General features: G+C 75.4%; 20 protein-coding genes. 5 read left to right on the top strand and 15 right to left on the bottom strand.

The window, feature by feature from the left end; all coding sequences use genetic code 11:
- Nucleotides 1–20 precede the first annotated feature (20 nt).
- From ACF053_RS15825 to ACF053_RS15815, 3 genes are read right to left on the bottom strand one after another with little or no spacing between them, the layout of a single operon-like run.
- Entirely contained in the window at nt 21–830 is an 810-nt protein-coding gene (locus ACF053_RS15825; RefSeq protein ID WP_391954415.1) for an energy-coupling factor ABC transporter ATP-binding protein, read from the bottom strand.
- Nucleotides 818–1,579, bottom strand: coding sequence for a cobalt ECF transporter T component CbiQ (gene cbiQ / locus ACF053_RS15820; RefSeq protein WP_391954414.1), 762 nt, complete (start codon nt 1,577–1,579; stop codon nt 818–820). The genes ACF053_RS15825 and cbiQ overlap by 13 nt, the downstream gene beginning before the upstream one ends.
- A 1-nt stretch (nt 1,580) precedes the next feature.
- Nucleotides 1,581–2,645 (bottom strand): energy-coupling factor ABC transporter permease, encoded by a 1,065-nt coding sequence (locus ACF053_RS15815; protein ID WP_391954413.1) that lies wholly within the window; start codon nt 2,643–2,645, stop codon nt 1,581–1,583.
- Nucleotides 2,646–2,883: 238 nt separating this feature from the next.
- On the opposite strand from ACF053_RS15815, the gene ACF053_RS15810 reads away from it, so the two are divergent.
- The gene (locus ACF053_RS15810) at nt 2,884–3,384 is read left to right on the top strand and encodes an SsgA family sporulation/cell division regulator (RefSeq protein ID WP_391954412.1); all 501 of its coding nucleotides are present in this window, start codon (nt 2,884–2,886) and stop codon (nt 3,382–3,384) included.
- 143 nt (nt 3,385–3,527) lie between these two features.
- On the opposite strand, the gene ACF053_RS15805 is transcribed toward ACF053_RS15810, so the two are convergent.
- The gene (locus ACF053_RS15805) at nt 3,528–5,765 is read right to left on the bottom strand and encodes an MMPL family transporter (RefSeq protein WP_391954411.1); all 2,238 of its coding nucleotides are present in this window, start codon (nt 5,763–5,765) and stop codon (nt 3,528–3,530) included.
- 289 nt (nt 5,766–6,054) lie between these two features.
- Nucleotides 6,055–6,627: a TetR/AcrR family transcriptional regulator gene (locus ACF053_RS15800; protein ID WP_391954410.1), complete on the bottom strand. Its 573-nt coding sequence runs from the start codon at nt 6,625–6,627 to the stop codon at nt 6,055–6,057.
- Nucleotides 6,628–6,783: 156 nt separating this feature from the next.
- Here ACF053_RS15800 and ACF053_RS15795 point away from each other — a divergent pair, with 156 nt between their 5' ends.
- A complete protein-coding gene (locus ACF053_RS15795; protein WP_391954409.1) occupies nt 6,784–10,050 on the top strand; it encodes a S41 family peptidase in 3,267 nt (1,088 codons plus the stop codon).
- 406 nt (nt 10,051–10,456) lie between these two features.
- Here the strand turns inward: ACF053_RS15795 and ACF053_RS15790 are convergent, their stop codons facing one another.
- The 4 genes from ACF053_RS15790 to ACF053_RS15775 all read right to left on the bottom strand — a co-directional run bounded on the left by ACF053_RS15790 (nt 10,457) and on the right by ACF053_RS15775 (nt 14,134).
- Nucleotides 10,457–10,699, bottom strand: coding sequence for a hypothetical protein (locus ACF053_RS15790; protein WP_391954408.1), 243 nt, complete (start codon nt 10,697–10,699; stop codon nt 10,457–10,459).
- Between the two features lie 92 nt (nt 10,700–10,791).
- Nucleotides 10,792–11,673, bottom strand: coding sequence for an SDR family oxidoreductase (locus ACF053_RS15785; RefSeq protein ID WP_391954407.1), 882 nt, complete (start codon nt 11,671–11,673; stop codon nt 10,792–10,794).
- Complete coding sequence (locus ACF053_RS15780) at nt 11,670–12,572, bottom strand: alpha/beta fold hydrolase (protein ID WP_391954518.1); 903 nt, start codon at nt 12,570–12,572, stop codon at nt 11,670–11,672. The genes ACF053_RS15785 and ACF053_RS15780 overlap by 4 nt, the downstream gene beginning before the upstream one ends.
- 17 nt (nt 12,573–12,589) lie before the next feature.
- Entirely contained in the window at nt 12,590–14,134 is a 1,545-nt protein-coding gene (locus tag ACF053_RS15775; RefSeq protein ID WP_391954406.1) for a flavin-containing monooxygenase, read from the bottom strand.
- Between the two features lie 155 nt (nt 14,135–14,289).
- Here ACF053_RS15775 and ACF053_RS15770 point away from each other — a divergent pair, with 155 nt between their 5' ends.
- Nucleotides 14,290–14,919, top strand: coding sequence for a MerR family transcriptional regulator (locus ACF053_RS15770; RefSeq protein ID WP_391954517.1), 630 nt, complete (start codon nt 14,290–14,292; stop codon nt 14,917–14,919).
- A 178-nt stretch (nt 14,920–15,097) separates the two neighbouring features.
- On the opposite strand, the gene ACF053_RS15765 is transcribed toward ACF053_RS15770, so the two are convergent.
- From ACF053_RS15765 to ACF053_RS15750, 4 genes are all read right to left on the bottom strand, one after another.
- Nucleotides 15,098–16,201 carry a DUF6528 family protein gene (locus ACF053_RS15765; RefSeq protein WP_391954405.1) on the bottom strand — a complete coding sequence of 368 codons (1,104 nt, stop codon included), beginning with the start codon at nt 16,199–16,201 and terminating at the stop codon, nt 15,098–15,100.
- 170 nt (nt 16,202–16,371) lie between these two features.
- Entirely contained in the window at nt 16,372–17,289 is a 918-nt protein-coding gene (locus tag ACF053_RS15760; protein WP_391954404.1) for a helix-turn-helix transcriptional regulator, read from the bottom strand.
- 91 nt (nt 17,290–17,380) lie between these two features.
- Nucleotides 17,381–17,653: a hypothetical protein gene (locus tag ACF053_RS15755; protein ID WP_391954403.1), complete on the bottom strand. Its 273-nt coding sequence runs from the start codon at nt 17,651–17,653 to the stop codon at nt 17,381–17,383.
- Nucleotides 17,654–18,000: 347 nt separating this feature from the next.
- Nucleotides 18,001–18,798, bottom strand: coding sequence for an exodeoxyribonuclease III (locus ACF053_RS15750; protein ID WP_391954402.1), 798 nt, complete (start codon nt 18,796–18,798; stop codon nt 18,001–18,003).
- A gap of 69 nt (nt 18,799–18,867) precedes the next feature.
- Here ACF053_RS15750 and ACF053_RS15745 point away from each other — a divergent pair, with 69 nt between their 5' ends.
- Both ACF053_RS15745 and ACF053_RS15740 read left to right on the top strand, forming a co-directional pair.
- Nucleotides 18,868–19,353 carry a GNAT family N-acetyltransferase gene (locus ACF053_RS15745; RefSeq protein WP_391954401.1) on the top strand — a complete coding sequence of 162 codons (486 nt, stop codon included), beginning with the start codon at nt 18,868–18,870 and terminating at the stop codon, nt 19,351–19,353.
- Nucleotides 19,354–19,511: 158 nt separating this feature from the next.
- The gene (locus ACF053_RS15740; RefSeq protein WP_391954400.1) at nt 19,512–20,525 is read left to right on the top strand and encodes a trypsin-like serine peptidase; all 1,014 of its coding nucleotides are present in this window, start codon (nt 19,512–19,514) and stop codon (nt 20,523–20,525) included.
- A gap of 392 nt (nt 20,526–20,917) precedes the next feature.
- Here the strand turns inward: ACF053_RS15740 and ACF053_RS15735 are convergent, their stop codons facing one another.
- Nucleotides 20,918–22,795 carry a ricin-type beta-trefoil lectin domain protein gene (locus ACF053_RS15735; RefSeq protein WP_391954399.1) on the bottom strand — a complete coding sequence of 626 codons (1,878 nt, stop codon included), beginning with the start codon at nt 22,793–22,795 and terminating at the stop codon, nt 20,918–20,920.
- A gap of 240 nt (nt 22,796–23,035) precedes the next feature.
- Nucleotides 23,036–24,493 (bottom strand): aspartate ammonia-lyase, encoded by a 1,458-nt coding sequence (aspA, locus tag ACF053_RS15730; RefSeq protein WP_391954398.1) that lies wholly within the window; start codon nt 24,491–24,493, stop codon nt 23,036–23,038.
- Between the last annotated feature and the right edge of the window lie 88 nt (nt 24,494–24,581).

Raw genomic sequence — 24,581 nt, 5'->3', positions numbered from 1 at the left:
CACCCCCATGGTGCAACGGCTCAGTGCGCGCGCGGATTCCGGGTCGGCCTCGCGGTCGGGTCGAAGCCGAACGGCAGCTCCAGACGGTGCCGGCGCATGAGGTCCTCGTCGGCGAGGAGCTCGCCCGTGGGGGCGTCCGCGGCGACGACGCCGTCGCTGAGGATCACCGAGCGGGGGCACAGTTCCAGCGCGTACGGCAGGTCGTGCGTGACCATCAGGACCGTGACGTCCAGGGAGCGGATGACGTCGGCGAGCTCGCGGCGGGACGCCGGGTCGAGGTTGGACGACGGCTCGTCCAGGACGAGGATCTCCGGCTCCATCACGAGGACGGTGGCGACCGCCGCCCGGCGCCGCTGGCCGAAGGAGAGGTGGTGCGGGGGCCGGTCGGCGTACTCGGCCATGCCGACCCGGTGCAGCGCCCGCCGTACGGCCTCCTCCAGCTCCGCGCCGCGTACCCCCGCGGCCGCCGGGCCGAAGGCCACGTCCTCGCGGACGGTCGGCATGAACAGCTGGTCGTCGGGGTCCTGGAAGACGATGCCGACGCGGCGGCGGATCTCCGCGAGGTTCGCCGGCTCGACGGGCAGCCCGGCCACGCGGACGGTGCCCGCGCCGGCGGTGAGGATGCCGTTGAGGTGCAGGGCGAGGGTGGTCTTGCCGGCGCCGTTCGGGCCGAGCAGGGCGACCCGCTCGCCGCGTTCGACGGTCAGGTCGACGCCGTACAGCGCCTGGTGGCCGTCGGGGTAGGCGTAGGCGAGGCCCCGCACGTCGAGCGACGGCACGAAGCCCAGGGAGGGGGGCGGGGGCGGCGGGGGCGGGGTCACAGCGTCCATCCCAGCAGACAGACCACGAGCGCGGAGAGCGGGACCGCCCCCGCGCGCAGCCATTGGGCGCGGGTCGCGGTGACCTCGTCGATCACGGGCATCGTGCCGGTGTAGCCGCGGCTGACCATGGCGAGGTGGACGCGTTCGCCGCGCTCGTAGGAGCGGATGAAGAGGGCGCCGGCCGACGTGGCGAGCACCCCCCAGTGGCGTACGCCCCGCGCCTCGAAGCCGCGCGAGCGGCGGGCGATCGACATGCGGCGCATCTCGTCGGCGACGACGTCCCCGTACCGGACCATGAAGGTGGCGATCTGCACGAGCAGCGCGGGCAGGCGCAGCCGCTGGAGGCCGAGGAGCAGGTCGCGCAGTTCCGTCGTGGCGGCCAGCAGCACCGAGGCGGCGACGCCGAGCGTGCCCTTGGCGAGGACGTTCCACGCGTCCCACAGGCCGGGCACGGAGACGGCGACGCCGAGCAGCGTGGTGCGCTCCCCCGGCACGACGAACGGCATGAGGAAGGCGAAGGCGACGAAGGGCACCTCGATGGCGAGCCGCTTGAGCAGGTGTGCCGCGGGGACCCGGGCCGCGCCGGCGACGGCGGCGAGGAGCAGCGCGTACGCGCCGAACGCCCACACCGCCTCGCGCGGGGTCGACACGACGGTCACCACGAAGGCCAGGACGGCGACGAGCTTGGTGTGCGGCGGCAGGTCGTGGACGGGGGAGCGCGCGGCGCGGTAGAGCGCGTGGGCGCGGCCGGCGCCCACGTCAGACCGTCTCCCTGCGCCGGTTCCCGGCGGTGGGGGTGGTGGTGGTCCGGCGTCGGCGCGCCGCCCAGAAGACGCCCGTGCCGAGCGCGAGCGTCGCGCCGACGCCGATGGTGCCCGCCAGCCCCCCGGACAGGCGGGTGTCGGTGACGCCCCTGACGCCGTAGTCGGCGAGCGGGGAGTCGGCGGCCGCGTGGTCGCGGGCCCGCTCGTCGATGCCGTGGTCGGCGGCGACCTTCTCCAGGCCGTCGGGGGCCGTGGAGGCGTGGAAGGAGACGAAGCCGGCGAGGAGGAGGGTCACGGCCACGGCGACCGCCCGGATCCGGCCGGTGGGGCGTCCGGCCGCGGCGGTGGTCCGGGCGGGCGCCGGGGCCGCGTCGACGAGCTCGCCGTGCACGCGCAGCTTCAGCGGCGCGGTGAGGCCCCGCGCCCCGTACACCAGGTCCGGGCGGACGGCGAGGACCGCGCCCACCGTCGCCGTGGTGATGAGGGCCTCGCCGACGCCGATCAGGACGTGGACGCCGAGCATCGCGGCGAGGACCTGGCCGATTCTCACGTCGCTGGTGCCGCCGACGGCGTAGACCAGGGTGAACGCGGCGGCGGAGGCCGGTACGGAGACGAGCGCGGCGACGGACGTCGCGGCCGTCACGGAGCGGCGGGTGCGCGGCAGGACCGTGACCAGGGCGCGGAAGAGGGCGTAGGCGACGAGGACCGTGACCCCGCCCATGACGGTGATGTTGACGCCCAGCGCGGTGAGCCCGCCGTCCGCGAAGAGCACGCCCTGCAGGAGCAGGACGACGGCGATGCAGAGCAGACCGGTCCAGGGCCCGACGAGCACCGCCGCGAGCGCCCCGCCGAGGAGGTGCCCGCTGGTGCCCGCGGCGACGGGGAAGTTCAGCATCTGCACGGCGAAGACGAAGGCGGCGACGAGGCCCGCGAGGGGGGCCGTCCGCTCGTCGCCCAGTTCGCGGCGCGCACCGCGCAGCCCGGCCGCGACGAGCCCGGCGGCGACGAGGCCGGCGGCGGCGGAGACGGGCGCGTCGATGAATCCGTCCGGGACATGCATGGGCGACCGCTTTCGGTCGTGCGGCGACTTCTGGCCGTTCGATGATGGCCGCTCCTGCAAACCATGTGCAAGAGCGGGGACGTCACGGAAAGGGCACCGGAGGGGGCGGGTCCGGTGGTGGACCGGCGGCGCTGACCGGGCGGACGGGACGTATTGATGCGAGATTGGGGGGTATGCGACCGAGAAGGTGACGGCGAGTGGGAGGAGCCCGACGATGTGCCCCACCGACGGACACCCCGTGGATTCCCGGACCGGCCACGGCTCGGGGGCCGCTCCGCCCGCGCGGGACGTCCCCGTGACGGGTGCGCCCGCCCGGGACGGCTCTCCCCGGGACGGTTCCGTGCCGGACGGCGACGGCCCGGTGCGGCGCGGTGGCGGGGCCGGCCCCTACGGCGCCGCCCCGGCCCGGGTCGAGGCGCGGGCGCGCGGCATGGTCGTGACCGACGGGCCGCTCTCCCGCCCCGTGCCCGTGGCGCTGCGCTACGAGCCGGGCGCGGAGCCGCCGTCCGTGCGGTTCGTGCTGCCGGCCGGCAGCTGGACGTTCCCGCGGACCGTGCTGGAGCGGGGGCTGCGCTTCCCCGCGCACGGCGACGAGGTCGACGTGTGGCCGTGCGGGCGGGTGCAGACGGTGGTGGAGTTCCACTCGCCGGAGGGCACCTCGGTGGTGCAGTTCGACTCCTCGGCCCTCCGCAGTTTCCTGCGGCGCACGTACGCCGCCACCACGCCGGTCACGCGCTGAGCGCGCGCCGGCCCGGTGGCGGCGGTGCGGCGGTCCGGGAGCGCGGCCGCGGGGTGGCGGCCCCCGCCGGGGACGGCGGGGGAGAAGATCACCCGGCCGGCCCCGGCGGGCCGCCCGGATGACCCACGTGCGTCCCGGGACCGTCAGGCGCGGACGAGTTCCCGGTCCTGGCCGGCGTCCGGGCCGCCGTCCCCGGCGAGCTGCTTGCGGAGCTTGTCGCCCTCGACGTCGACGTCGGGCAGCACGCGGTCCAGCCAGCGCGGCAACCACCACGCCTTGTGGCCGAGCAGGGCGAGCACGGCCGGGACGATGGCCATGCGGACGACGAAGGCGTCGAAGAGGACGGCCACGGCGAGGCCGAAGCCGATCATCTTCACCATCTGCTCGCTCGCGCCGATGAAGCCGGCGAAGACGGCGATCATGATGACGGCGGCGGCGGTGACCACCCGGGCGCCGTGCCGGAAGCCGGTGACGATCGCCTCGCCGGGGCGCTCCCCGTGGACGTACGCCTCCCGCATGCGGGTGACGAGGAAGACCTCGTAGTCCATGGCGAGACCGAAGACGACGCCGACCATGAAGATCGGCATCATGCTCATGATCGGGCCGGTCTGCTCCACGCCGAAGAGCGAGCCGAGCCAGCCCCACTGGAAGACCGCGACGACGGCGCCGAGGGCGGCGACCACGGAGAGCAGGAAGCCGAGTGCGGCCTTGAGCGGTACCAGCACCGACCGGAAGACGACCATCAGCAGCAGGAAGGCGAGGCCGACGACGAGCGCGAGGTAGGGCGCCAGCGCGTCGTTCATCTTCTGCGAGAAGTCGATGTTCATCGCGGTCTGGCCGGTGACGAGGACGTGGTCGCCGGTGGTCTCGCGGATGTCGTGGACGAGGGCCTCGGTCTCCGGGGAGGACGGGCGGTCCTTCGGCACGACGGTGATCATGGCCGTGTCGCCGGCCTTGTTGGGCGTGGGCGGGGTGACCGCGGCGACGCCGTCCAGGCCCTTGATCCGGTCGGCGGCCTTCGCGGCGGCGTCACCGTCGCCGTCGACGACGACCATCAGGGGGCCGTTGGAACCGGGGCCGAACCCGTCGGACAGCAGGTCGTAGGCGCGGCGCTGGGTGGTGGAGGTGGGCTGGGCGCCGTCGTCGGGCAGGCCCATCTCCAGGGAGGCGGCGGGGACGGCGAGGGCGCCGAGGCCGATGACGCCGACGAGGAGGACGGCGACCGGGCGGCGCAGCACGAAGCGGGCCCAGCGGGTACCGGCGTTGGGGCGCTCGTCGGCGGGCCGGTCCGCGTCCGCCTTCCCGAGGTCCACGGCCGGGGCACGGTCGGCGGTGCCCGGGGTGCGGTCGGCGGCGGCCTTGCGGGCCTTGCGGCCGATGACGCGCCGGCCCGCGTAGCCGAGGAGCGCGGGTATGAGGGTCAGCGCGATGAGCACGGCGATGGCCACGGTGCCGGCGGCGGCGACGCCCATCTTCGTCAACATCGGGATGTCGACGACGGCGAGGCCGACGAGGGCGATGACGACGGTGAGGCCGGCGAAGACGACCGCCGAGCCGGCGGTGCCGACGGCGCGGCCCGCGGCGTCCTCGCCTTCGCGGCCCTCGGCGAGTTCGGCGCGGTAGCGGGAGACGATGAACAGCGCGTAGTCGATGCCGACGGCGAGGCCGATCATCGTGGCGAGCGTGCCGGTGGTGGAGCCGAGGTCCAGCGCGCCGGCGAGCGCGGTGATGGACGAGACGCCGATGCCGACGCCGATGAGGGCGGTGAGCAGCGGCAGCCCGGCGGCGACGAGCGAGCCGAAGGTGACGACGAGGACGATCCCGGCGACGACCACGCCGATGATCTCGCCGGTGCCCGTCTGCGGCACGGTCTGCAGGGCGTCGCCGCCGATCTCGACGGTGAGGCCGCCGTCGCGGGCCGCCTCACCGGTCAGGTTGAGCGCCGCGCGGGTGGCCTCGGTGAGCTCCATCCCGTTGACCTTGTACGACACGTGGATGTACGCGGTCGTGCCGTCGCGCGAGACGGCCTGGGCGGTGTACGGGTCGGTGACGTTCGCGACCTCGTCGGAGCCGGACCGCAGGTCGGCGACGGCCTTCTCGACGCGGGCCCGGTTCGCCGGGTCGGTCATCTTCTGCCCGTCGGGCGCCTTGAAGACGACGCGCGCGGTGGCGCCGTCGGCGCTGCCGCCGGGGAACCGTTCCTCCAGCAGGTCGAAGGCCTTCTGGGCCTCCGTGCCGGGCATCGAGAAGGAGCTGGACGTGGGTGCGGGCGCGGACGCCGCGCCGACTCCGGCGAGGGTCAGCAGCGCGACCCACAGCAGGGTCACGAGGTGGCGGCGCCGGAAGGCGAACCGTCCGAGACGGTAGAGGAACGTGGCCACTGGGGCGTACTCCCGAGGTGAGTGGGACAGATCAGGACAGGGGGAGTCGGCCCGACAGCGTGAGCGGTGCGCGTCAGGTACTGCGGTACTGCGGGTCCTGCGGTCGTGCCGTGCCGCGGCCGCTCCGGGGTGGGAGCGGAGCGGCGGCACCGGCCCGGTCGGCGGGGCCGGTGCGGCGGGCCGGGCCGGCTGGCTGCCGGCGGGCCCGTCGGGCGGGGGCGCGGTCCGGCGCGGGGAACGCCGGGGCCGGCCGGCCCGGGTGGCCGCCCGGGGCGGGCGGCGCGGTGCGTCAGACGCCGAGCGCGGGGAGCACCACGGCGTCGACGTACGTCATGAGGTACGCCTGGTCGACCGGCCGGTCCTCGATGAGGGGGCGGGCGACGACGGCGCCGATCATCATGTGCGGGACCAGGTCGAGCGCCGGGTTGTCGGCGGCGACCTCGCCCCGCTCCACCGCGCGCCGCAGCACCTGACCGAGCCCGGTCACCTCGGGTTCGATCAGCAGCTCGCGCAGCGCCTGGAGGAGTTCGGGGTTGTCGCTGATGGCGTGGGCGAGGCCCCGCATCATCGCGGAGTCCTTCTCCATGCGGCAGTCGTCGGTGCGCGCGACCATCTCGTGGAAGTCGCCCCGGAGGGTACCGGTGTCGATCTCCGCGATCCGGACGGGCTCGTGGTGCCGCAGCGACTGGGCGACCAGCTCCGGCTTGCTCCCCCACTGGCGGTAGAGGGTGGCCTTGCTGGAGTGGCTGCGGGCGGCGATGGCGTCCATGGTGAGGCCCTCGTACCCGACCTCCCCGAGGAGGTCGATGACGGCTTGGTACAGCTCGGACTCGCGTTGCGGGGTGAGTCTGCTGCGGGCCATGGGCGCTTCCATCCGAACGAAACGGTTTCGTACACCCGCAGCGTAGGCCACTCGGCGAGCGAAACGAAACCGTTTCGTACGTGGGCTGCGTCACGAACACCAGAGCGGGCGGCCGGTCGAGTTGCCACTCCCCCGCGGCGCGGAAAGCATGGCAGGGTGAGCAGCGACGGCGCGTACCTCCGGTATCCCCACCTCCACCAGGACCTGCTGTGCTTCGCGGTCGAGGACGACCTGTGGATCGCCCCGCTGGTCCCCGAGGGCGCCGCGCCCGGCCGGGCGTGGCGGCTCACCGTCGACCGGACGCGGATCGGGCACCCCCGCTTCTCGCCGGACGGGCGGCACATCGCCTACACGAGCTGGCGCAGCCTCGACCCGGAGATCCACCTGGTGCCGGTGGAGGGCGGCCCGGCGCGGCGGCTCACCTACTGGGGCTCGCTCGACACCCGGGTGTGCGGCTGGGACCCGGACGGCAACATCCTGGCGGTGGCCTCGCACGGCCAGCCGTTCTCGCACTTCTCGTGGGCGTACAAGGTCGGCGTCGACGGCAGCCCCGGCCGGCGCCTGCCGTGGGGGCCGTGCGCCGACATCCAGGTCGCCGACGCCGACGGCGAGCACCGCACCCTGCTGCTCACCGGGAAGCCGCCGCACGAGCCGGCCGCCTGGAAGCGCTACCGGGGCGGCGCGTCGGGCCGGCTGTGGCTGCACGGGCGGCGGCTCCTGCCGGACCTCCGCGGCCACCTGGACTGCGCGATGTTCGTCGGTGACCGGATCGCCTTCCTCTCCGACCACGAGGGAGTCGGCAACCTCTACTCGTGCCGGCACGACGGCTCCGACCTGCGCCGCCACACCGACCACGACGCCCACTACGCCCGGCACGCCTCCTCGGACGGGCGGCGGGTCGTCTACCAGTGCGCGGGCGACCTGTGGACGGTGGACGCCCTGACCCCCGATTCCCGCCCGCGGCGGCTCGCGGTGCGGCTCGGCGGCCAGCGCCCCGGCCGGCGCCGGTACAGCGTGCCGGCCGCCGGGCACCTGCAGTCGGTCGCCGTCGACGAGACGGGCCGGGCGAGCGCGGTCTGCGTGCGCGGCAGCCTGTACTGGCTCACGCACCGCGACGGCCCCGCCCGGTGCATCGCGGACACCCCGGGGGTGAGGGTGCGGCTGCCGGAGATGCTCGACGGCGGACGCGTCGCCTACGTGACGGACGCGGACGGCGAGGACGCCGTCGAGATCGCCCACCTGCCGCGCGCCAGCGGCGAGCGCGAGCCGCGCCGGCTGGCCGGCGGCGCGCTGGGGCGGGTCCTGGAGCTGGTGTCGGACCCGGACGGGGAGCGGCTGGCCATCGCCTCGCACGACGGGCGGCTGCTACTGCTGGACGCGTCGGAGGAGTCCGGCGGCGAGGTGACGGAGCTGGTCCGGTCGGACAACGGACCGGTCAGGGACCTCGCGTTCTCCCCGGACGGGGCGTGGCTGACCTGGTCGCACCCGTTCATCGGCCGGTCGCTGCGGCAGATCCGGATGGCCCGCATCAAGGACGGGCTGGTGGTCGACGTGACGAACGGCCGCTTCGAGGACGAGAGCCCGGTGTTCACCCGGGACGGCCGCTACCTCGCGTTCCTGTCGTGGCGGGGCTTCGACCCGGTGTACGACGTGCACACCGGCGACCTGTCGTTCCCGCTGGGCTGCCGCCCGTACCTGGTGCCGCTCTCCTCGACGACGCCGTCGCCGTTCGCCCTCTCCCCGGAGGGCCGCCCGGCGGCGGGCGGGCTGGACGCGGACGCCGAGGAGCGGGCGGGCGACGGCACGGTCCTGGTCGAGGTGGAGGGGCTGGAGAGCCGCGTCACGCCGTTCCCGGTGGCCGCGTCGAAGTACTCGTCGCTGCACCCGGTGAGCGGCGGCGGCCTGGTCTGGCTGCGCTGGCCCATCTCGGGCGCCCTGGGCGAGACGTTCGTCAACCCCTCGGACCCCTCGGAGCGGCCGACACTGGAGCACTTCAACCTCACCAAGGCCCGCAAGACGGAACTGGTCGACCACCTCGACTCGTTCGCCGTCAGCGGCGACGGCACCCGGATCGTCGTGGTCGACGAGGGCGAGCTGCGCGCCATGCCCGCCAACGAGGTCGGCGACCCCGACACCACCGTGTACGTCGACGCGCGCCGCATCCGGCACGAGGTCGACCCGGGCGCGGAGTGGCGGCAGGCGTACGCCGAGGCGGGCCGCATCACCCGGGCCCACTTCTGGGACCCGGGCATGGGCGGGATCGACTGGGACGGCGTCCTCGACCAGTACCGGCCGCTGGTGGACCGGGTGGCGACGCCGGACGAGTTCGCCGACCTGCTGCGGGAGGTCCTCGGCGAGCTGGGCACGTCCCACGCGTACGTCACGCCCTCCCGCCGCAACGAGGGCCCGCCGCACTACCAGCGGGCGATGGGCCTGCTCGGCGCCAACCTGGTCTGCCGGGACGGCCGGTGGGTGGTGCGGCGGATCCTGGCGGGCGACTCCTCCGACTCCAAGGCCCGTTCGCCGCTGGCCGGTACGGGCATCCGGGAGGGCGCGGTCCTCACGCACGTGGACGGCCGGCCGGTGGACCCGGTGGCGGGCCCGTACCCGCTGCTCGCCGCCGCGGGCGGGACGACGGTGGAGCTGACGTTCGCCCCGCCGGAGAGCGCCGACGGGGACGCCGGCGGCGGCCGGCCGCGACGCGTCGCCGTGGTGCCGCTCGTCGACGAGCGTCCGCTGCGCTACCAGGACTGGGTGGCCAAGCGGCGGGAGGTCGTGCGCGAACTCAGCGACGGCCGCTGCGGCTACCTGCACATCCCCGACATGGGCGGCTCCGGCTGGGCGCAGTTCAACCGCGACCTGCGCCTGGAGGTGTCGCGCCCGGCGCTCATCGTCGACGTGCGCGGCAACGCCGGCGGCCACATCAGCGAGCTGGTCGTCGAGAAGCTGACCCGCCGCATCCTGGGCTGGGACCTCACGCGCGACGCGCAGCCGGTCTCCTACGCGTCCAACTCGCCGCGCGGTCCGGTCGTCGCGCTCGCCGACGAGGCGACCTCCTCGGACGGCGACATGATCACGGCGGTGTTCAAGCTCCAGGGTCTCGGCCCGGTCATCGGCCAGCGCACCTGGGGCGGCGTCGTCGGCATGACGGGGCGGCACCGCCTGGGTGACGGCACGGTCATCACCGTGCCGATGAACGCGGCGTGGTTCGAGGCGTACGGCTGGGGCGTGGAGAACCACGGCGTGGAGCCGGACATCGAGGTCGAACGGACGCCGCTGGACTGGGCGGAGGGCCGCCACCGGCAGCTGGCGGACGCGGTCGAGGTGGCGCTGGGCCTGCTCGCCGAGCACCCGGCGTCCCGCCCCCCGGACTACTCGGCCGTCCCCGACCTCCGCCGCCCGGCGCTGCCGCCCCGGGAGTGAGCCCCGGTCCGCGCCGGTGCCCCGGCTCCTCCGCCGGGGCACGGCCGTGCCGTACGGACGCCCCGGCACGGCGAGTTCCGGAGCCCGGCGCGGAGTCCCCCACCGACGACGGCCGACGGCCGGCACCCCACCCGGCGACCACCGGGAAACGCCGGCCCCCGACCACCCCCGGCCACCACAAGCGGCACCCCACCCGCCCCCCGGCCTCAACCTCACGACGGCCGACGACGCCCACCCCACCCCGCGACCACCGACGAACGCCGCCCCCCGACCGCCCCCGGCCCACCGCAAGCGCCGTCCCGCCCACCGCCCCCGGCCGCAGCCCCCACCGGCCTCGGCGCACGTCAGGCACGCCGAACCCCCTCGGACAGGCAGCCCTGTCCGAGGGGGTCACGTCAGGCGTCGGTCAGACGTCCCTGCTCTGGTCGAGGCGGTCGCGCTCACGCGCGGCGCGCGACATGACGTCCGCGTCCATGTCGCGGTCCTCGGGACGGCCGCGCTGCGGCTGCTGCGGCTGCTGGGGCTGCTGGGGCTGCTTGCCCTTGCGCTGCATGCGCTCCTGCGCCTCGTCCTTCATGCCCTGCGCGCGCTGCTTGCCCTGCTGCTGCAGCTGCTCGGCCTTGTCCTTGAACTGGTCAGAGATGCCCATCCGGGTCTCACTCCTACGAGGTGGGGGGAACGGGGTCTTCATCGGCCCCGCGCCGCCCAGCCTGGCACGCCCGGTCACCCTGCGCATGTCGATCAGTCACGCTCCGCACGCGCCCGTTCGTCCGCGGCGCCACCCGCTCCGACGAGCCCGGTGGGGACGTGTCCGAGCCGGGGTCCGAAGCGGCGCATCTCCCGCGGCCCGACGGTGGCGATGAGGCCCGGCAGGTAGCCGCGTACGGACTGCATGCCGCGCAGCCACCACTGGGCGTAGACGTGGGGGGCCCGCCGCTCGATGCCGGCGACGATCCGGTCGACGGCCGGGCCGAGCGGGTAGGTGCGGTTCGCCGGCCAGGGCAGGCGGCGGCGCAGCTCCCGCATGACGTCGTCCTGGTCGGCGCCGCGGACCATGTCGGTGTCCGTCCAGGAGAGGTAGCCGACGCCGACGCGGACGCCGCGGTGGGCGACTTCGGCGCGCAGGCTGTGCGCGAACGCCTCGACGCCGGACTTCGACGCGCAGTACGCCGTCATCATCGGGGCGGGGGCGATCGCGGCGAGCGAGGCGATCTGGAGGAAGTAGCCGCGGCTCTCGGTGAGTACGGGGAGGAACGCGCGACCGGTGACCGCGCCGCCGACGAGGTTGACCTCGATGACGCGCCGCCAGGCGACGGGGTCGGAGTCGGCGAACGGGCCGCCCGCCGCGACGCCCGCGTTGGCGACGACGACGTCGACCTTGCCGAAGCGTTCCTTCACCTCCCACGCGACGCGCCCCATCGCCTCGTGGTCGGTGACGTCCGCGTGCCACCAGTCGCTCTCGGTGTGGAGGCGTTCGGACACCCGCATCAGCTCGTCGGGTTCGAGCCCGACGAGCGCGACCCGCGCGCCGCGTGCGGAGAGTTTGCGCGCCAGCAGCTCGCCGACACCGCGCGCGGCGCCGGTGACGACCGCGACCTGCCCTTCGAGGCTGGTCCTGCTCATACGGCTTCCTCTTCCCTGTGGTCGTCTCGGTCCCGCGGTCCGGGCGCGGGGGTGCCGAGGTGGGCGGCGGCCAGGCCGCGTATCCGCGCGGTGACCGCCTCGGGCGCCTCGATGGGGGTCATGTGGCCGACGCCGGGCAGTTCGTCGAGGCCGGCGCACCGCGGGAGGGCGGCGGCGAGGCGGCGGGCGTGGACGGCCGGGGTGAGCCGGTCGGCGGTGCCGACGAGGACGGCGGTGGGCACGTCCAGTCCGCGTACGCCGGCCTCCACGTCGAGCCCGGCGAGCACGTGCGACCAGGCGACGCGCACGGCACGCGGGCAGGCGTGCACGATGCGGGCGCACTCGGCGACGCGGGCGGGGTCCGCGCCGGGGCCCATGGTGGCGTACTTGAGGAGGGCCTTCGACGCGGCGGTGACCGGTCCGAGCGGGAGGCGGGCGCCCAGGACGAGCCCGGTGAGCCAGGTGCGCGGACGCCCGGGGCGCAGCGGCAGGACGCGGGACTCGGCTGTCAGCCGGGAGGCGCCGGTGCTGCACAGCAGGGCGGCGGCGGCGTGGGCGCGGAAGGCGGGGCGGCCGGCGGCGGCCATGAGGGTCATGCCGCCCATGGAGTGGCCGGCGAGGACGGCCTTCTCGCCGGGGGCGAGGGCGGCGGTCAGCACCGCCTCCAGGTCGTCGGCGAGGGCGCGTACGGAGTGGCCGTCCCGGGCCGCGGGGGCGGTCCGGCCGTGTCCGCGCTGGTCGTAGACGACGACCCGGTGGTCGGTGGAGAGGTCGCGCACCTGGGCGGCCCAGAAGGCGGTGGAGCAGGTCCAGCCGTGGGCGAGGACGACGGCGGGCGCGCCGTCCGGGCCGTGCACCTCGACGTGGAGGCGGTGGCCGTCGGCGGAGAGGGCGGTCATGGTCCGCGGGGCCGTGGTCACGCCGCCGCCCCCTCGCGGCCGGCGCCGGCGGTGCCGGGGGTGCCGGCGGTCTCGCGGGGTGCCCGCACGACCTCGTACTCGGCGAGGTCGACGCTCCGCGTGGCGCGCCGGAACTCGGCGGTCGTGCCCGGCCACAGGGTGGTGTTGCGGCCGTTGGCGTCGAGGTACCAGCTGTCGCAGCCGCCGGACTTCCACACGGTGCGTTCCATGCGGGCCTGCAGGCGGCGGTTCCAGGCGGCGACGGCGGACGGCCGGGGGGTCAGGGCGCGGCCCTCGCCGAGGAGGTCGAGCCGGTGGAGGAAGTCGGCCATGTAGTTCAGCTGCGACTCGATCATGAGGATCATCGAGGAGTTCCCCAGACCGGTGTTCGGGCCGATGATCGTCATCCAGTTGGGGAAGCCGGCCGCGGTGGCGCCGCGCAGCGACTCCATGCCGTCCTTCCACGCCTCGGCGAGGGTGAGGCCGTCGGCGCCGACGACCCGGTCGGCTATCGGCATGTCGGTGACGTGGAAGCCGGTGCCGAAGACGATCGCGTCGACCTCGGCCTCGGTGCCGTCGGCGCCGACGGCGACGCGGCCGCGCACCTCGGCGAGGCCCGCGGCGACGACGTCGACGTTCGGGCGGGCGAGCGCCGGATAGTAGTCGTTGGAGAGCAGGATCCGCTTGCAGCCGATGCGGTAGGACGGGGTCAGCTTGGCGCGCAGCGCCGGGTCCTTCACGGCGCGGTGCATGTTGGCCTTCGCGACCGACTCGACCAGGCCCAGTTCGCCGGGGCGCTTGGTGAAGGCGCTGACCTGGAGCTCGCGGATGCCCCACAGGATGCCGCGACGGGCCTGGCCGGTGAAGGGCAGCTGCCGGTGCATCCAGCGTTCGACGCCGGTGATGGGGCGGTCGACGCGCGGCATGACCCAGGCGGGGGTGCGCTGGAAGAGGGTGAGGCGGCCGACGCGCGGCTGGACGGCGGGGACGATCTGGATGGCGGAGGCGCCGGTGCCGACCATGGCGACGCGCTTGCCGGTGAGGTCGTAGTCGTGGTCCCAGCGGGCGGAGTGGAAGACGGTGCCGCCCTCCTCGCGGAACCGGTCGAGGCCGGGGAGGTCCGGGACCTTCGGGTCGGAGAGCGGGCCGGTCGCGGAGACGACCACGTCGGCGGTGAGGGTGCCGCGGGACGTCTCGATCTCCCAGCGCAGCGCGTCCGCGTCCCAGCGCATCAGCAGCACCTCGTGCCCGAGGCGCAGGTGCGGGCGGAGCCCGAAGGTCTCGGTGACGCGCTCCAGGTAGGCGCGGATGTGCGGCTGCCCGGAGAAGGTGCGGGGCCAGTCCGGGTTGGGGGCGAAGGAGAAGGAGTACAGGTGGGACGGCACGTCGCAGGCGCAGCCCGGGTAGCTGTTGTCCCGCCAGGTGCCGCCGACGGAGTCGGACCGCTCCAGGACGACGAAGTCGGTGATCCCCTCGCGGCGCAGCCGGACCGCGGCGCCGAGGCCGCCGAAGCCGGATCCGATCACCGCCACCCGTACGTGTTCGCGCGCGTGCTCGCTCATGCCGCCTCCCGAAGACTCTGCCAGCAATCACTGGCACTGTCCGGGAGGGTAGAACAGCTCACTACCGAGCGGTAGGGGTCCGGTCGGGAAAGTTACCCCGGGTACGTCATAGGCTGGCGCACGTGTCGAACGAGGGCGAGGACCGTGAGTACCGCATGGAGGAGCTGGCCGAGGCGGCCGGTATCACCCCTCGTACGCTGCGGTTCTACCGCGAACGCGGGCTGATCCCGCCGCCCCGCCGCGAGGGCCGCATCGCCTGGTACGGCCCGCACCACCTGGCCCGGCTGCGCACCGTCGCCGCCCTGCTGGAGCGCGGCCACACCCTCAACGGCATCGCGGACCTGGCGTCCGCGTTCGAGAGCGGCCGCGACGTGGGCGAGGTCCTGGGGCTCGGCGAGCCGACGGAGGAGGAGCCGGTGCGGCTCACCCCCGAGCAGCTGGCCGACCACTTCGGCGACCAGGTCACCGCGGAGAACTTCGCCGCCGCGCTCGACCTCGGCTACCTCGCGACGGACGGCGAGGAGATCGTCCACGTCAGCCGCCGCCTGCTGGAGGTGTCGTCCGCGCTGGTCGACGAGGGGGTGCCGCTGGCGGCGGTCCTCGCGGCGGCCCGCCGGGTGCGCCACCACGCCGACGCCCTGGCGGAGCTGTTCACCGACCTCCTGCACGCCCACGCCCGCGACGGGGACGTCGACCGGCTGCGCCCGCTCGCGAAGAGCGTCGTGGAGGCCGAGCTGTCGATGGCCCTGGACCGCCGCCTGCGGGCCCGCGGCGCGGAGGCGTGAGCCACGGACCCGGGCGCCGAGGCGCGACCCGGCGTGCGGGGCACGGACCCCGGGGCGCCGAGGCGCGACCCGGCGTGCGAACCGGGGCGGGGGTGGACCCGGGGCTCCGAGGCGCCGCGAACCGGGGCGCGGACCCGGGGCGTCGAGACGCGAACCGGGGCGTGGAGGCGAGCGCGGCTCAGGGCCTCCGGCCGGTCGGCAGCAGCCACCAGCGGGCCTTGTAGATCCCGCCGCCCGCCAACCGGTACGCCCCGGTCGACTCCCCCGCGCCTACCGGGCCCCCCGGCGGCCGTCCGAGGCCCCCCGGCGGTGGCACCGCCGGACCCGCCGGACCCTCCGGTGCCGCCGGACCCGGCCGGTGCACGGTGACGCCGGTCGTCCACCAGTCCTCGGCGAGCCCCGGCTCGGGCACGGTCGACAGGACCTGCCCGGTGAGCGGGTCGTCGCCGACGGCCTTCACCCGCGCGCGGCTCACCGCGGGGGCACCCGGGTAGTCCCGCACGAAGGCGCGGCGGCTCTTCACGTACTGGTACACCGCCGTCCCGGTGCTCACCCACAGCCGGTCCGGGTCGCGCGCCACCTGCCCGAGGTCGTGCCCGCCCGGCTCCGGCAGCCGTACCTCGTCCACCGGGCGCAGCCGAGGCCGCCCGCCGACGGTGCCGGCCCGCAGCGCCACCAGTCGGTCGCCGCCCAGCGCCCACAGGACGCCGCGCCGACCGTCCCACTGCAGGCCGTGCGCGTCGGGCAGCGCGAAGTCGGCGGAGGCGTCGCCGGGCGGCGGCGCGTACAGCCGGACGAGGCCGCCGGTGCTGCCCGCGACGGCGACGGAGCCGTCCGGCAGCAGCTCGGCGCTGTGCGGGTTGACGCGCAGGGTGCCCGGGGCGAGGGCGCGCGCCCAGTACCGGTCGCCGGAGGGGTACGCGACGACTGCGGCGAACCCGTACGACGCGGTCGTCAGCACGTACGTGCGCCCGCGCCACCGGCGGACCTTGGCCTCGTCGGGGTGGACCCAGCTCCGCTCCGGCGCGAGGTCGGCGTAGCGCGGGTCGCCGAGCGGCGTGAACGCCCACCGCTCGGCCGCCGGGCCCCACACCCGCCGCCGCCCGTCGAACACGACGAGCCGCCGCGTGGCCTGCTCGGTGACGATCACGTCGGGCGTACCGGACGGCACGCCCACCCCCGGCGGGACGCCAGGGGTGGGCCGGACGGCCGCGGGGACGGACGGGACGGCGGTGGCGACGGTGGCGAGCGCGACGAGCGCCGCGAGGCGGACGGCCAACATCCGCCCCACGCTGCCACCGGCCCGCCCCGAGACGGGGACGGCACGCCAGGAACGCCGCCGCCGGAGCGACGGACGGGCAGCCGCGCCCGACCCCGTGCCAGGCCCTGGCAGCGGCCCCCGGACAGCGGCACCGACAGCGCCGGGCGCCGACGGCAAGGACGCCGGCGAGGTCAGGCCGCGATGGCCAGGCGGCGCTGGATGGGCGGGACGTCCTCCTCGGTCGTCTCCGACGGCTCCAGGGCGAATGCCGCCTGCGGATGCTCCTGCACCAGACGGAGCCAGTCGCCGACCGTGGACCCCCGGGGCACGATCACGGTCTCGGCCGGGCCGAGCGGCGCGCGCGTGGACAGCACCGTGGCCGTGAACTGGTCGGTCGCCGTGACGAGGATGACGTCGTGCCCGAAGCTCGACACGCGCTCCATCACCCCGCGGGCCGGTTCGTCCGGGTCCGCGACCACGACGACGTGTGCGCCCTGCGCGTCCGTGGTGTGGGCGTAGCGCGCGAGGTACTCCAGGAAGCCGGGGACGTGCTTGCCGTGCAGCTCGGCGAGGACCCGGTCGCGACCGGTCTGGTAGCCGGGCGTCTCGGCGGCGGTGAAGCTCAGGGTGAAGGAGACGGCACCGGCCAGGGCGACGTCGATCTCCGCCATCTCCGCGCGCGTGGGGTAGACCGCGCCGTCGTCGAGCCCGCGGGCGGCGAGCCACGCGTTGACCTCGCTCCACAGCCAGGCCCGCGACCTACCCACGGTCCCCTCGGGCGCGGGGAACGGCTCGCTCCCCGCCCGGCGGTCGCCGGTGATCCACTGGCTGACGTTCTGCCGGGTGCGCCCCGTCCGCTCCGCGATCTCGTGCACGCCCACGAGGTCGCGGTCCAGCCGGCGCACGCGCAGGTGGGGCACGACGGCGCGGGCGGCGGACACGGCGGTCAGCGCCGCCTCGACGGCCGAGCCGCCGGAGCCGGTGATGCTCAGGAGGTCCACGCCACCGGCCCGGGCCAACAGCGCGTCGCACCGCTCCAGCAGGGCGTCGACGGCGGCCTGGTCGTCCACGTCCGCGCCGGAGACGACAAAGGTGAAGTCGTAGTCCATGGTTGGCCCCCTAGTCCTTCACCACAGTCCCAGAGCTGTTGACATTCGTCAACAGAAGAATGGGGCGAAAGCAGGACATACGTTCCCCGGCCTACTCGCGCGGCCGACCCGTGAGACTGCGGCTCGGCGCGCTCTCGGGGAGGGGGCACCGGGACGCCATGCGGTCGATCCGACGCGCGTGCGTGCCGTCGTTCTGCGGCGATCCGGAGACGGGAATGGCGGTGCAGCCCGCCCCGCACGGGCAGTACAGCCTCCCCCAGTGACCCTCCTTGCGCAGGGCCCAGCCCAGGGCCGTCCACTTCTCCAGGACCCTGCGGACCTCCTTGCGGGGGTGGTCCGACGCCTTGAGGTCACGACCCGTCATCCGGTCACCGCCCCGGCCCGGCGGTGGCGGTCGCGCGGTATCCCCCGCCCCGGCGGCGACAGGCGTGCGGCCCGCTGCGGAGCGGTGCGGGGATGGGCAGGTACCACGGGAGATTGCGCTCCTCTAGTGCAGGCCGCGCGAGGACACGACTCTCCCGCGAGCAAGAACACCTACGTGTCGGAGTGGTGACACTCCGCCATCAGAACGATACTCCAGATGGCGGACATCCCGTCAGAAGCTTCACCGACACCGCTCGGTTTGTGCACCGGCCCGCTCAACTCCGGAAGCACCCCACCACCGGGCGGCCGGGACGCGCCCGCCGGCCGCACGGCCGGGCCGCCCGCCCCTCACGGCCCGTAGACCGCCGTCACGGGGGCGTGGTCCGACCAGCGGTCGGCGTGGGTCGCGGCGCGCTCGACGTGGGCCTTCAGGGCGCGGGCCGCGAGGCCGGGGGTGGCGACCTGGTAGTCGATGCGCCAGCCCGCGTCGTTGTCGAAGGCGCGGCCGCGGTAGGACCACCAGGTGTAGGGGCCCTCCTGGTCGGGATGGAGGGCGCGGACCACGTCGACGTACCCCACCTCGTCGAAGACGCGGCCGAGCCAGGCGCGCTCCTCGGGGAGGAAGCCGGCGTTCTTCCGGTTGGCCTTCCAGTTCTTCAGGTCGGCCTCCTGGTGGGCGATGTTCCAGTCGCCGCAGACCACGACCTCCCGGCCGTCGGCGGCCGCCCGCTCCCGCAGCTCCTTCAGATAGGGGAGGAAGGCGTCCATGAAGCGGACCTTCTCGTCCTGCCGCTCGGTGCCGACCTCGCCGGAGGGCAGGTAGAGGCTGGCGACGGTGACGCCCGGCAGGTCGGCCTCCAGGTAGCGGCCGGACGCGTCGAACTCGCTCACCCCGAAGCCGACCCGCACGGCGTCCGGCTCGCGCCGCGTGTAGAGGGACACGCCCGCGCGACCCTTGGCGGCGGCCGGCGCGTGCGCCGCGAACCAGCCCTCGGGCGCCCGGACCGCCTCGGGGAGCTGCGCCTCCTGGGCCCGCACCTCCTGCAGGCACACCACGTCGGCGGCCGTGTCGGCCAGCCACTCCACGAAGCCCTTCCCCGCGGCGGCGCGCAGGCCGTTGACATTGACGGTCGTCACAGTGAGCATCCCGGCACAATACGACAGGCACCCGGCCGTCCGACCGTCCGCCTCTCGCATAGAAGTACGATGCCCTGCATGAATATCCAACGTGTCCCCTTCGACCACCCCGACGCGGTCAAGCTGAACGACGAGGTCCAGTTGGAGTACTCCCGCCGCTACGGCGACGAGGGGGACCTCACGTACCTCGACCCGGACATGTTCCGGCCGCCGCGGGGCCTGTACCTGATCGCGTACGACGAGCGGGACCGGCCGGTCGCGACCGGCGGATGGCGCACCCAGGACGAGAACGACGAGGGGTACGCGGACGGCGACGCCGAGCTGAAGCGGATGTACGTGGTGCCGCAGGCGCGCGGCCGCGGCCTGGCACGGCACGTGCTCGGCCTGCTGGAGGAGGACGCCCGCGCCGCGGGGCGGCTGCGCATGGTCCTGGAGACCGGCGACCAGCAGCCGGAGGCGATAGCCCTGTACACCTCCAGCGGTTATGCGCCCTGTGCCAAGTTCGGCTACTACCGGACACACGAGAGCAGCCTCTGTTTCGCGAAACCGTTGACGGGTCAGTAATAAGGCAGTGACGCGCCCCTGACAATCGCACCGGGGCATGGCACCCTGCCTCACACAGCGATCCGGTACCGCGATCCGCACAGGCATCCCCCTTCGTCACCCCCCACTCCCCTGCCCGGACGGCCGACGGCCGCCGGGCACGGCAGAAGGAGACACGTGTGATGCGTCATCGCCCCTCCGCAGCCGCCCTGCTCCCCGCCGGAGCCCTGCTCGTGGCCGCGCTGACCGCGGCCCCTCCGGCGGGCGCGGCCCCCGCCCCCGACGGGCCCGCACCCGGCGCCGCGGCCCACGCGGTACCGGCGGCCGAGCAGCAGGGCGCGGCCGGGTTCTGGACCGCCGAACGGATGCGCGGGGCGGCGCCGTTCGACCTGGCCCCCACCCCGGCCCGGCTGGCGACGCTCAAGCCGCCGAAGCCCGGCGGCCCGACGACGACGGTCGCGCCGACCGCCCCGGCGGGGGCTCCCGCGGGCGCGGCGGCGGGCACCCTGGCCTTCCCGCAGGCCGGCGGCGCGTGGACCGGCGGCGGGGCGGTCGTGAAGACGTCGGGCCGGGTGTTCTTCACCCACCAGGGGCGCACGGCGTCCTGCTCCGGCAACGCCGTGACCAGCAAGAACCAGTCGACGGTCATCACCGCCGGGCACTGCGTGAAGTACCAGGGCAGCTGGCACACCAACTGGGTCTTCGTCCCGGCGTACGACAACGGCCAGGCGCCGTACGGGCAGTGGACGGCGACGAAGACGCTCACCACGCCGCAGTGGCAGGCCAACGAGGACATCAACCACGACGTCGGCGCCGCCGTCGTCGCCCCGCTGAACGGCCGGACCCTCACGTCGGTCACCGGCGCGCAGGGCGTCCAGTTCAACGGCGGCTACAACAAGGCGATGTACGCCTTCGGCTTCCCGGCGGCCTCCCCGTACGACGGCTCCAAACTCGTGTACTGCAGCGGGAACTCCTCCAAGGACTTCCTCTTCTCGCAGGACCACTCCCTCGGCTGCAACATGACGGGCGGGTCGAGCGGCGGGCCGTGGTTCACCGGCTTCAGCGAGGCGACGGGCACCGGGCTGCAGGTGTCGGTGAACAGCTTCGGCTACACCTTCCTGCCGAACCGCATGTTCGGGCCGTACTTCGGCAACGAGGCGCAGGCCCTGTACGACCAGGCCCAGGGGTCCTGACCCCGCCGCCCCCGACGCGCCCCGGTTGCTTCCCGCGCCTCCGGGACGCCACCGCACCACGACGGCCCGCCGGACCCACCCGGCGGGCCGTCGCCGTCGCCGTCCCCGTCGCCGTAGCCCTCGCGCCCCCGTTCGCCGCCCCCGTTCGCCGCGTTCGCCGCCGGGGTGTGGGGGCCCGTGCACCGGGGCGGGCCGGGCGCGCGAGTGCCGGGGTGGCCACCCGGGGCTCGTGCGACGGGGCGGGCGAGGGCGGGATGCCCGCCGGGCCCGTGCCACGGGGCACGCCGGCGGCGGTTGTCCACCGGGGGCCGTGCGGCGGCGCCGGGGTGTCCGCCCCGCCGGGGCCCCGTGCGGCGGGGCGCGCCGCCGCACGGGCTCCGCCGGACCGGCCGTCAGGCGGGGGCGGCTCCCGGCCCGGCCACCGCGCCGGCGCCCGGGGCCGGGCCCGTGCCGGGCGGGGTCGCCGGGGCCGAAGGCGGCGCGGCGGAGCGGGGCGCGGCGGGTGGGTGGGAGCCGGCGGGGCCGGACGGGGGTACGGCCCCGGGTGTGGCGGGCGGGGGCGCGGCGGAGTCGGCCGCGTCGGTCAGCCAGTGCTGGGCGGGCGTGCCGTCGCGCAGCCGCACCACCACGCTCGCCCCGGCGGCGGGCACGGCCGGGGCGAGGGCGAGGCGCGCGTCCCGGCGCGGGACCACCGTGCCCTGGACGGTGAGGTCGTACCGCACGTCCGGCGACCCCGGCGCGCACGCGCCGAGGACGACCGTGCCCTCGGGCCGCCCCGCGTCGGCGCACAGACCGGGCGCGGCGGCGTTGCGCAGCAGCCCGTCCGGCTCGTAGGACCACAGCTGCGTGGCCGCGCCCGAGCACTCCGCGACGACCAGTTCCGCCCCGGCGGCCGGGGTGCCGCCGCGGACGTCCAGGCACGCGCCGCCCGCCCCGGTGCCGCGCAGCCGGGTGCGCAGGGCGCCCGGCGCGGGGTGGCCGGCCTGCGCGGGCGGCGGCGGGGTCACGGCGGGCGGCGGCGGGGCGGTGCGGGGCGGGAGCGGGGTGGGCGCGCCGTCCGCGGTCGGGGTGGCGGTGCCGGCGGGCGGCCGCGCGGTCGGTGGGCCGGCGCCGTCCGGCCACAGGGCGGCGGCGACGGCCGCGACGGCCACCGCGGCGACGGTGGCGGCGACCGCGACTCCCGCCCCGGACGTCCGCAGGGCCGTCCCGCCGGAGCCCCGTCCCGGCACGGCGCCCCGCCACCGCAGTCCGGCGGCGACGCGGCCGCGCAGGGCGGCGGCGTGCCGCCCGGCCCGGTGCCCGCCGCCGGGGCCGCCGCGCGGCCGGCGGCGGGCGGGGCGCGAGTCGAGGTAGCGGGCGGCGCCCTCGCCGAGGACCGCCTCGGCGAGCAGCAGGGGCAGTCGGGCGTCGAAGTGGCGCAGCTGGTCGGCGGCGTACCGGCAGTGCGGGCAGCGCGCCAGGTGGCGCACGATGTCGGGGATGAGCGGGCCGGTGCGGCGCAGCGAGATGTCGAGGAGCCGCCCGTAGTGGCGGCACTCGGCGTCCGGGGCCAGTTCGTGGTGGGCGGCCACGCAGCCGGCGCGCAGGCGCTCCCGCGCCTCGGCGAGCGCCTCGGCCGCGCCGCACGGGTCGACGGCGAGGAGGGCGGCGGGGATGGACAGCCCCTCCGCCTCGACCTCGCGGTGCCACAGCAGCACTTGGGCCGGTACGGGCAGGGCGCGGAAGGCGCGGGCGGTCAGGAGGCGGTCGTCGCCCGGTTCCGCGGGGGCCTGGATGCCGGGCAGCGCCGCGGTGAGGGGGGTGCTGGCGGCCCAGGCGCGCAGCACCCGGCGGGCGGCGACCAGGAACAGGGGGCGCAGGGCGGTCGCGGCGCCGTCGGAGTTCCCACCGCCCGCGTTCCCCCGGCCCGCGTTCCCGAAGCCGGTGTTCCCGAGGCCCGCGTTCCCGAGGCCGGTGTTCCCTTCGCCGATGGTCCCGCCTGCGGAGGGTCCGCCGTCGGGAGTTCCGCTTCCGGAGGATCCGCCGCCGTTTGAGCCGCCTGTGGCGCGGAGGGTTTCCAGCGACCGGGAGAACGCCGTCGCCGCGACGATTTCCGCGGTCGCGCGCGAGGGGGTGAACAAGGACGCGTAGTCCAGTACCGGTTGCCAATGGCGGGCCATCAGCGCTGCCGCGGGGAAGGGGTCCGGGTCCCGCTCCGCGGCTCCGAGGTGCAGCGCCGCGGTCAGTCGGGCGTCGGAACTCCCGGATATCGGCCCGTGGGAATTCTGCATGGGCGTCTTTCCGTCCGGAAAAGAGTGGGGGGCGCCTCAATGGTTCGTACCTGCACGGACGGATCGTCGTGGGAAAGCGTCCGCTCGGTGGGAAAAGTCGCCTGGTGGGCCGTGAGGGGCCTCACTTTTACACAACTTCCCCGTACGGAACAAGAGTTCCCCGGAGTACGCCTGCCACCCCGGCGACGGGAATTCCGTACCGGGGTGGTGGCGGGATCGGCGGGGCGGGGCCGTGGCCCGTCAGCGGGCGTGCGGCCGGGCGACGTTGTCCGGGTGGAGGATCTCGCGCAGCCGGGCCTCCGTCAGCAGGCCGCGCTCCAAGACCAGTTCCTGGACGCTGCGGCCGGAGCCGAGGGCGTCCTGGGCGACGGCGGTGGCCTGCTCGTAGCCGATGTGCGGGTTGAGCGCGGTCACCAGGCCGATGGAGTGGGCGACGAGGTGGGCGAGGTGGTCGCGGTTGGCGGTGATGCCGGTGACGCACCGCTCGGCGAGCGTCAGACAGCCGGCCCGCAGATGGGTGAGGCTCTTGAGCAGGCTGTGCGCGATGAGCGGTTCGAAGGCGTTCAGCTGGAGCTGTCCCGCCTCCGCCGCCATGGTCACCGCCATGTCGTTGCCGATGACCTCGAACGCGATCTGGTTGACGACCTCCGGCACGACCGGGTTGACCTTGCCGGGCATGATGCTGGAACCGGCCTGCACGGGCGGCAGGTTGATCTCCCCGAACCCGGCGCGCGGCCCGCAGGACAGCAGGCGCAGGTCGTTGCAGGTCTTGGAGAGCTTGACGGCGATCCGCTTCAGGACGCCCGAGAGCTGGACGAACGCGCCGGCGTCCTGGGTGGCCTCGACGAGGTCGTCGGCGGTGGTCAGCGGCAGTCCGGTGAGGGCGCGCAGGTGGCGGGAGGCGAGCGCCGCGTACTCGGGGTGGGCGTTGAGGCCGGTGCCGATGGCGGTGCCGCCGAGGTTGATCTCACGGATCAGCGCGCAGGCCTCGGCGAGCCGCTTGCGGTCCTCCTCCAGCATGACCGCGTACGTCGCGAACTCCTGGCCGAGCGTCATCGGCACGGCGTCCTGGAGCTGGGTGCGGCCCATCTTCAGGACGTCGGCGAACTCCTCCGCCTTGGCGGCGAACGCGGCCCGCAGCACCTCCATGGCGTCGAGGAGGCGCTGCGCGGTGAAGTCCAGGGCGATCTTGACGGCCGTCGGGTAGACGTCGTTGGTGCTCTGCCCGGCGTTGACGTCCTCCAACGGGTGGAGCCGCCCGTAGTCGCCGCGGGCGTGGCCGAGGAGCTCCAGCGCCCGGTTGGCGACGACCTCGTTCGCGTTCATGTTGGTGGAGGTGCCGGCACCTCCCTGGATGACGTCGACGACGAAGGCGTCGTGGAGCTTCCCGGCGCGGATCTCCTCGCAGGCGGCGACGATCGCGTCGGCCTTGTGCGGCTCCAGCAGGCCGAGGTCGCGGTTGGCGAGCGCGGCGGCCTGCTTGACGCAGGCGAGGGCGGTGACCAGCTCCGGGTAGGCGGAGATCGGCGTGCCGGTGATCGGGAAGTTCTCGACGGCGCGCAGGGTGTGGACGCCGTAGTACGCGTCGGCGGGGACGTCGCGGTCGCCGAGCAGGTCGTGCTCCACGCGGAACGCGGCGGCGGCCGGGGCGGGGGCGCCGGTCGGGACGGGGGCGGGGGCGTCGGGCGTGGTGGCCATGGCGGCGGTACGGCTTCCTGTCGGCGGGTGGAGCGGCGGGGCGACCCGGTCGGCGCCGGGTACGGCGGGCGGGGCGGCCGGTGGGACG

Origin of the sequence: Streptomyces kanasensis, assembly GCF_043077165.1 — a bacterium.
Classification (GTDB): Bacteria; Actinomycetota; Actinomycetes; order Streptomycetales; family Streptomycetaceae; genus Streptomyces; species Streptomyces changanensis.
The sequence above is the reverse complement of the archived record's forward strand: the minus strand, read 5'-3'. Positions and strand labels throughout refer to the sequence as shown.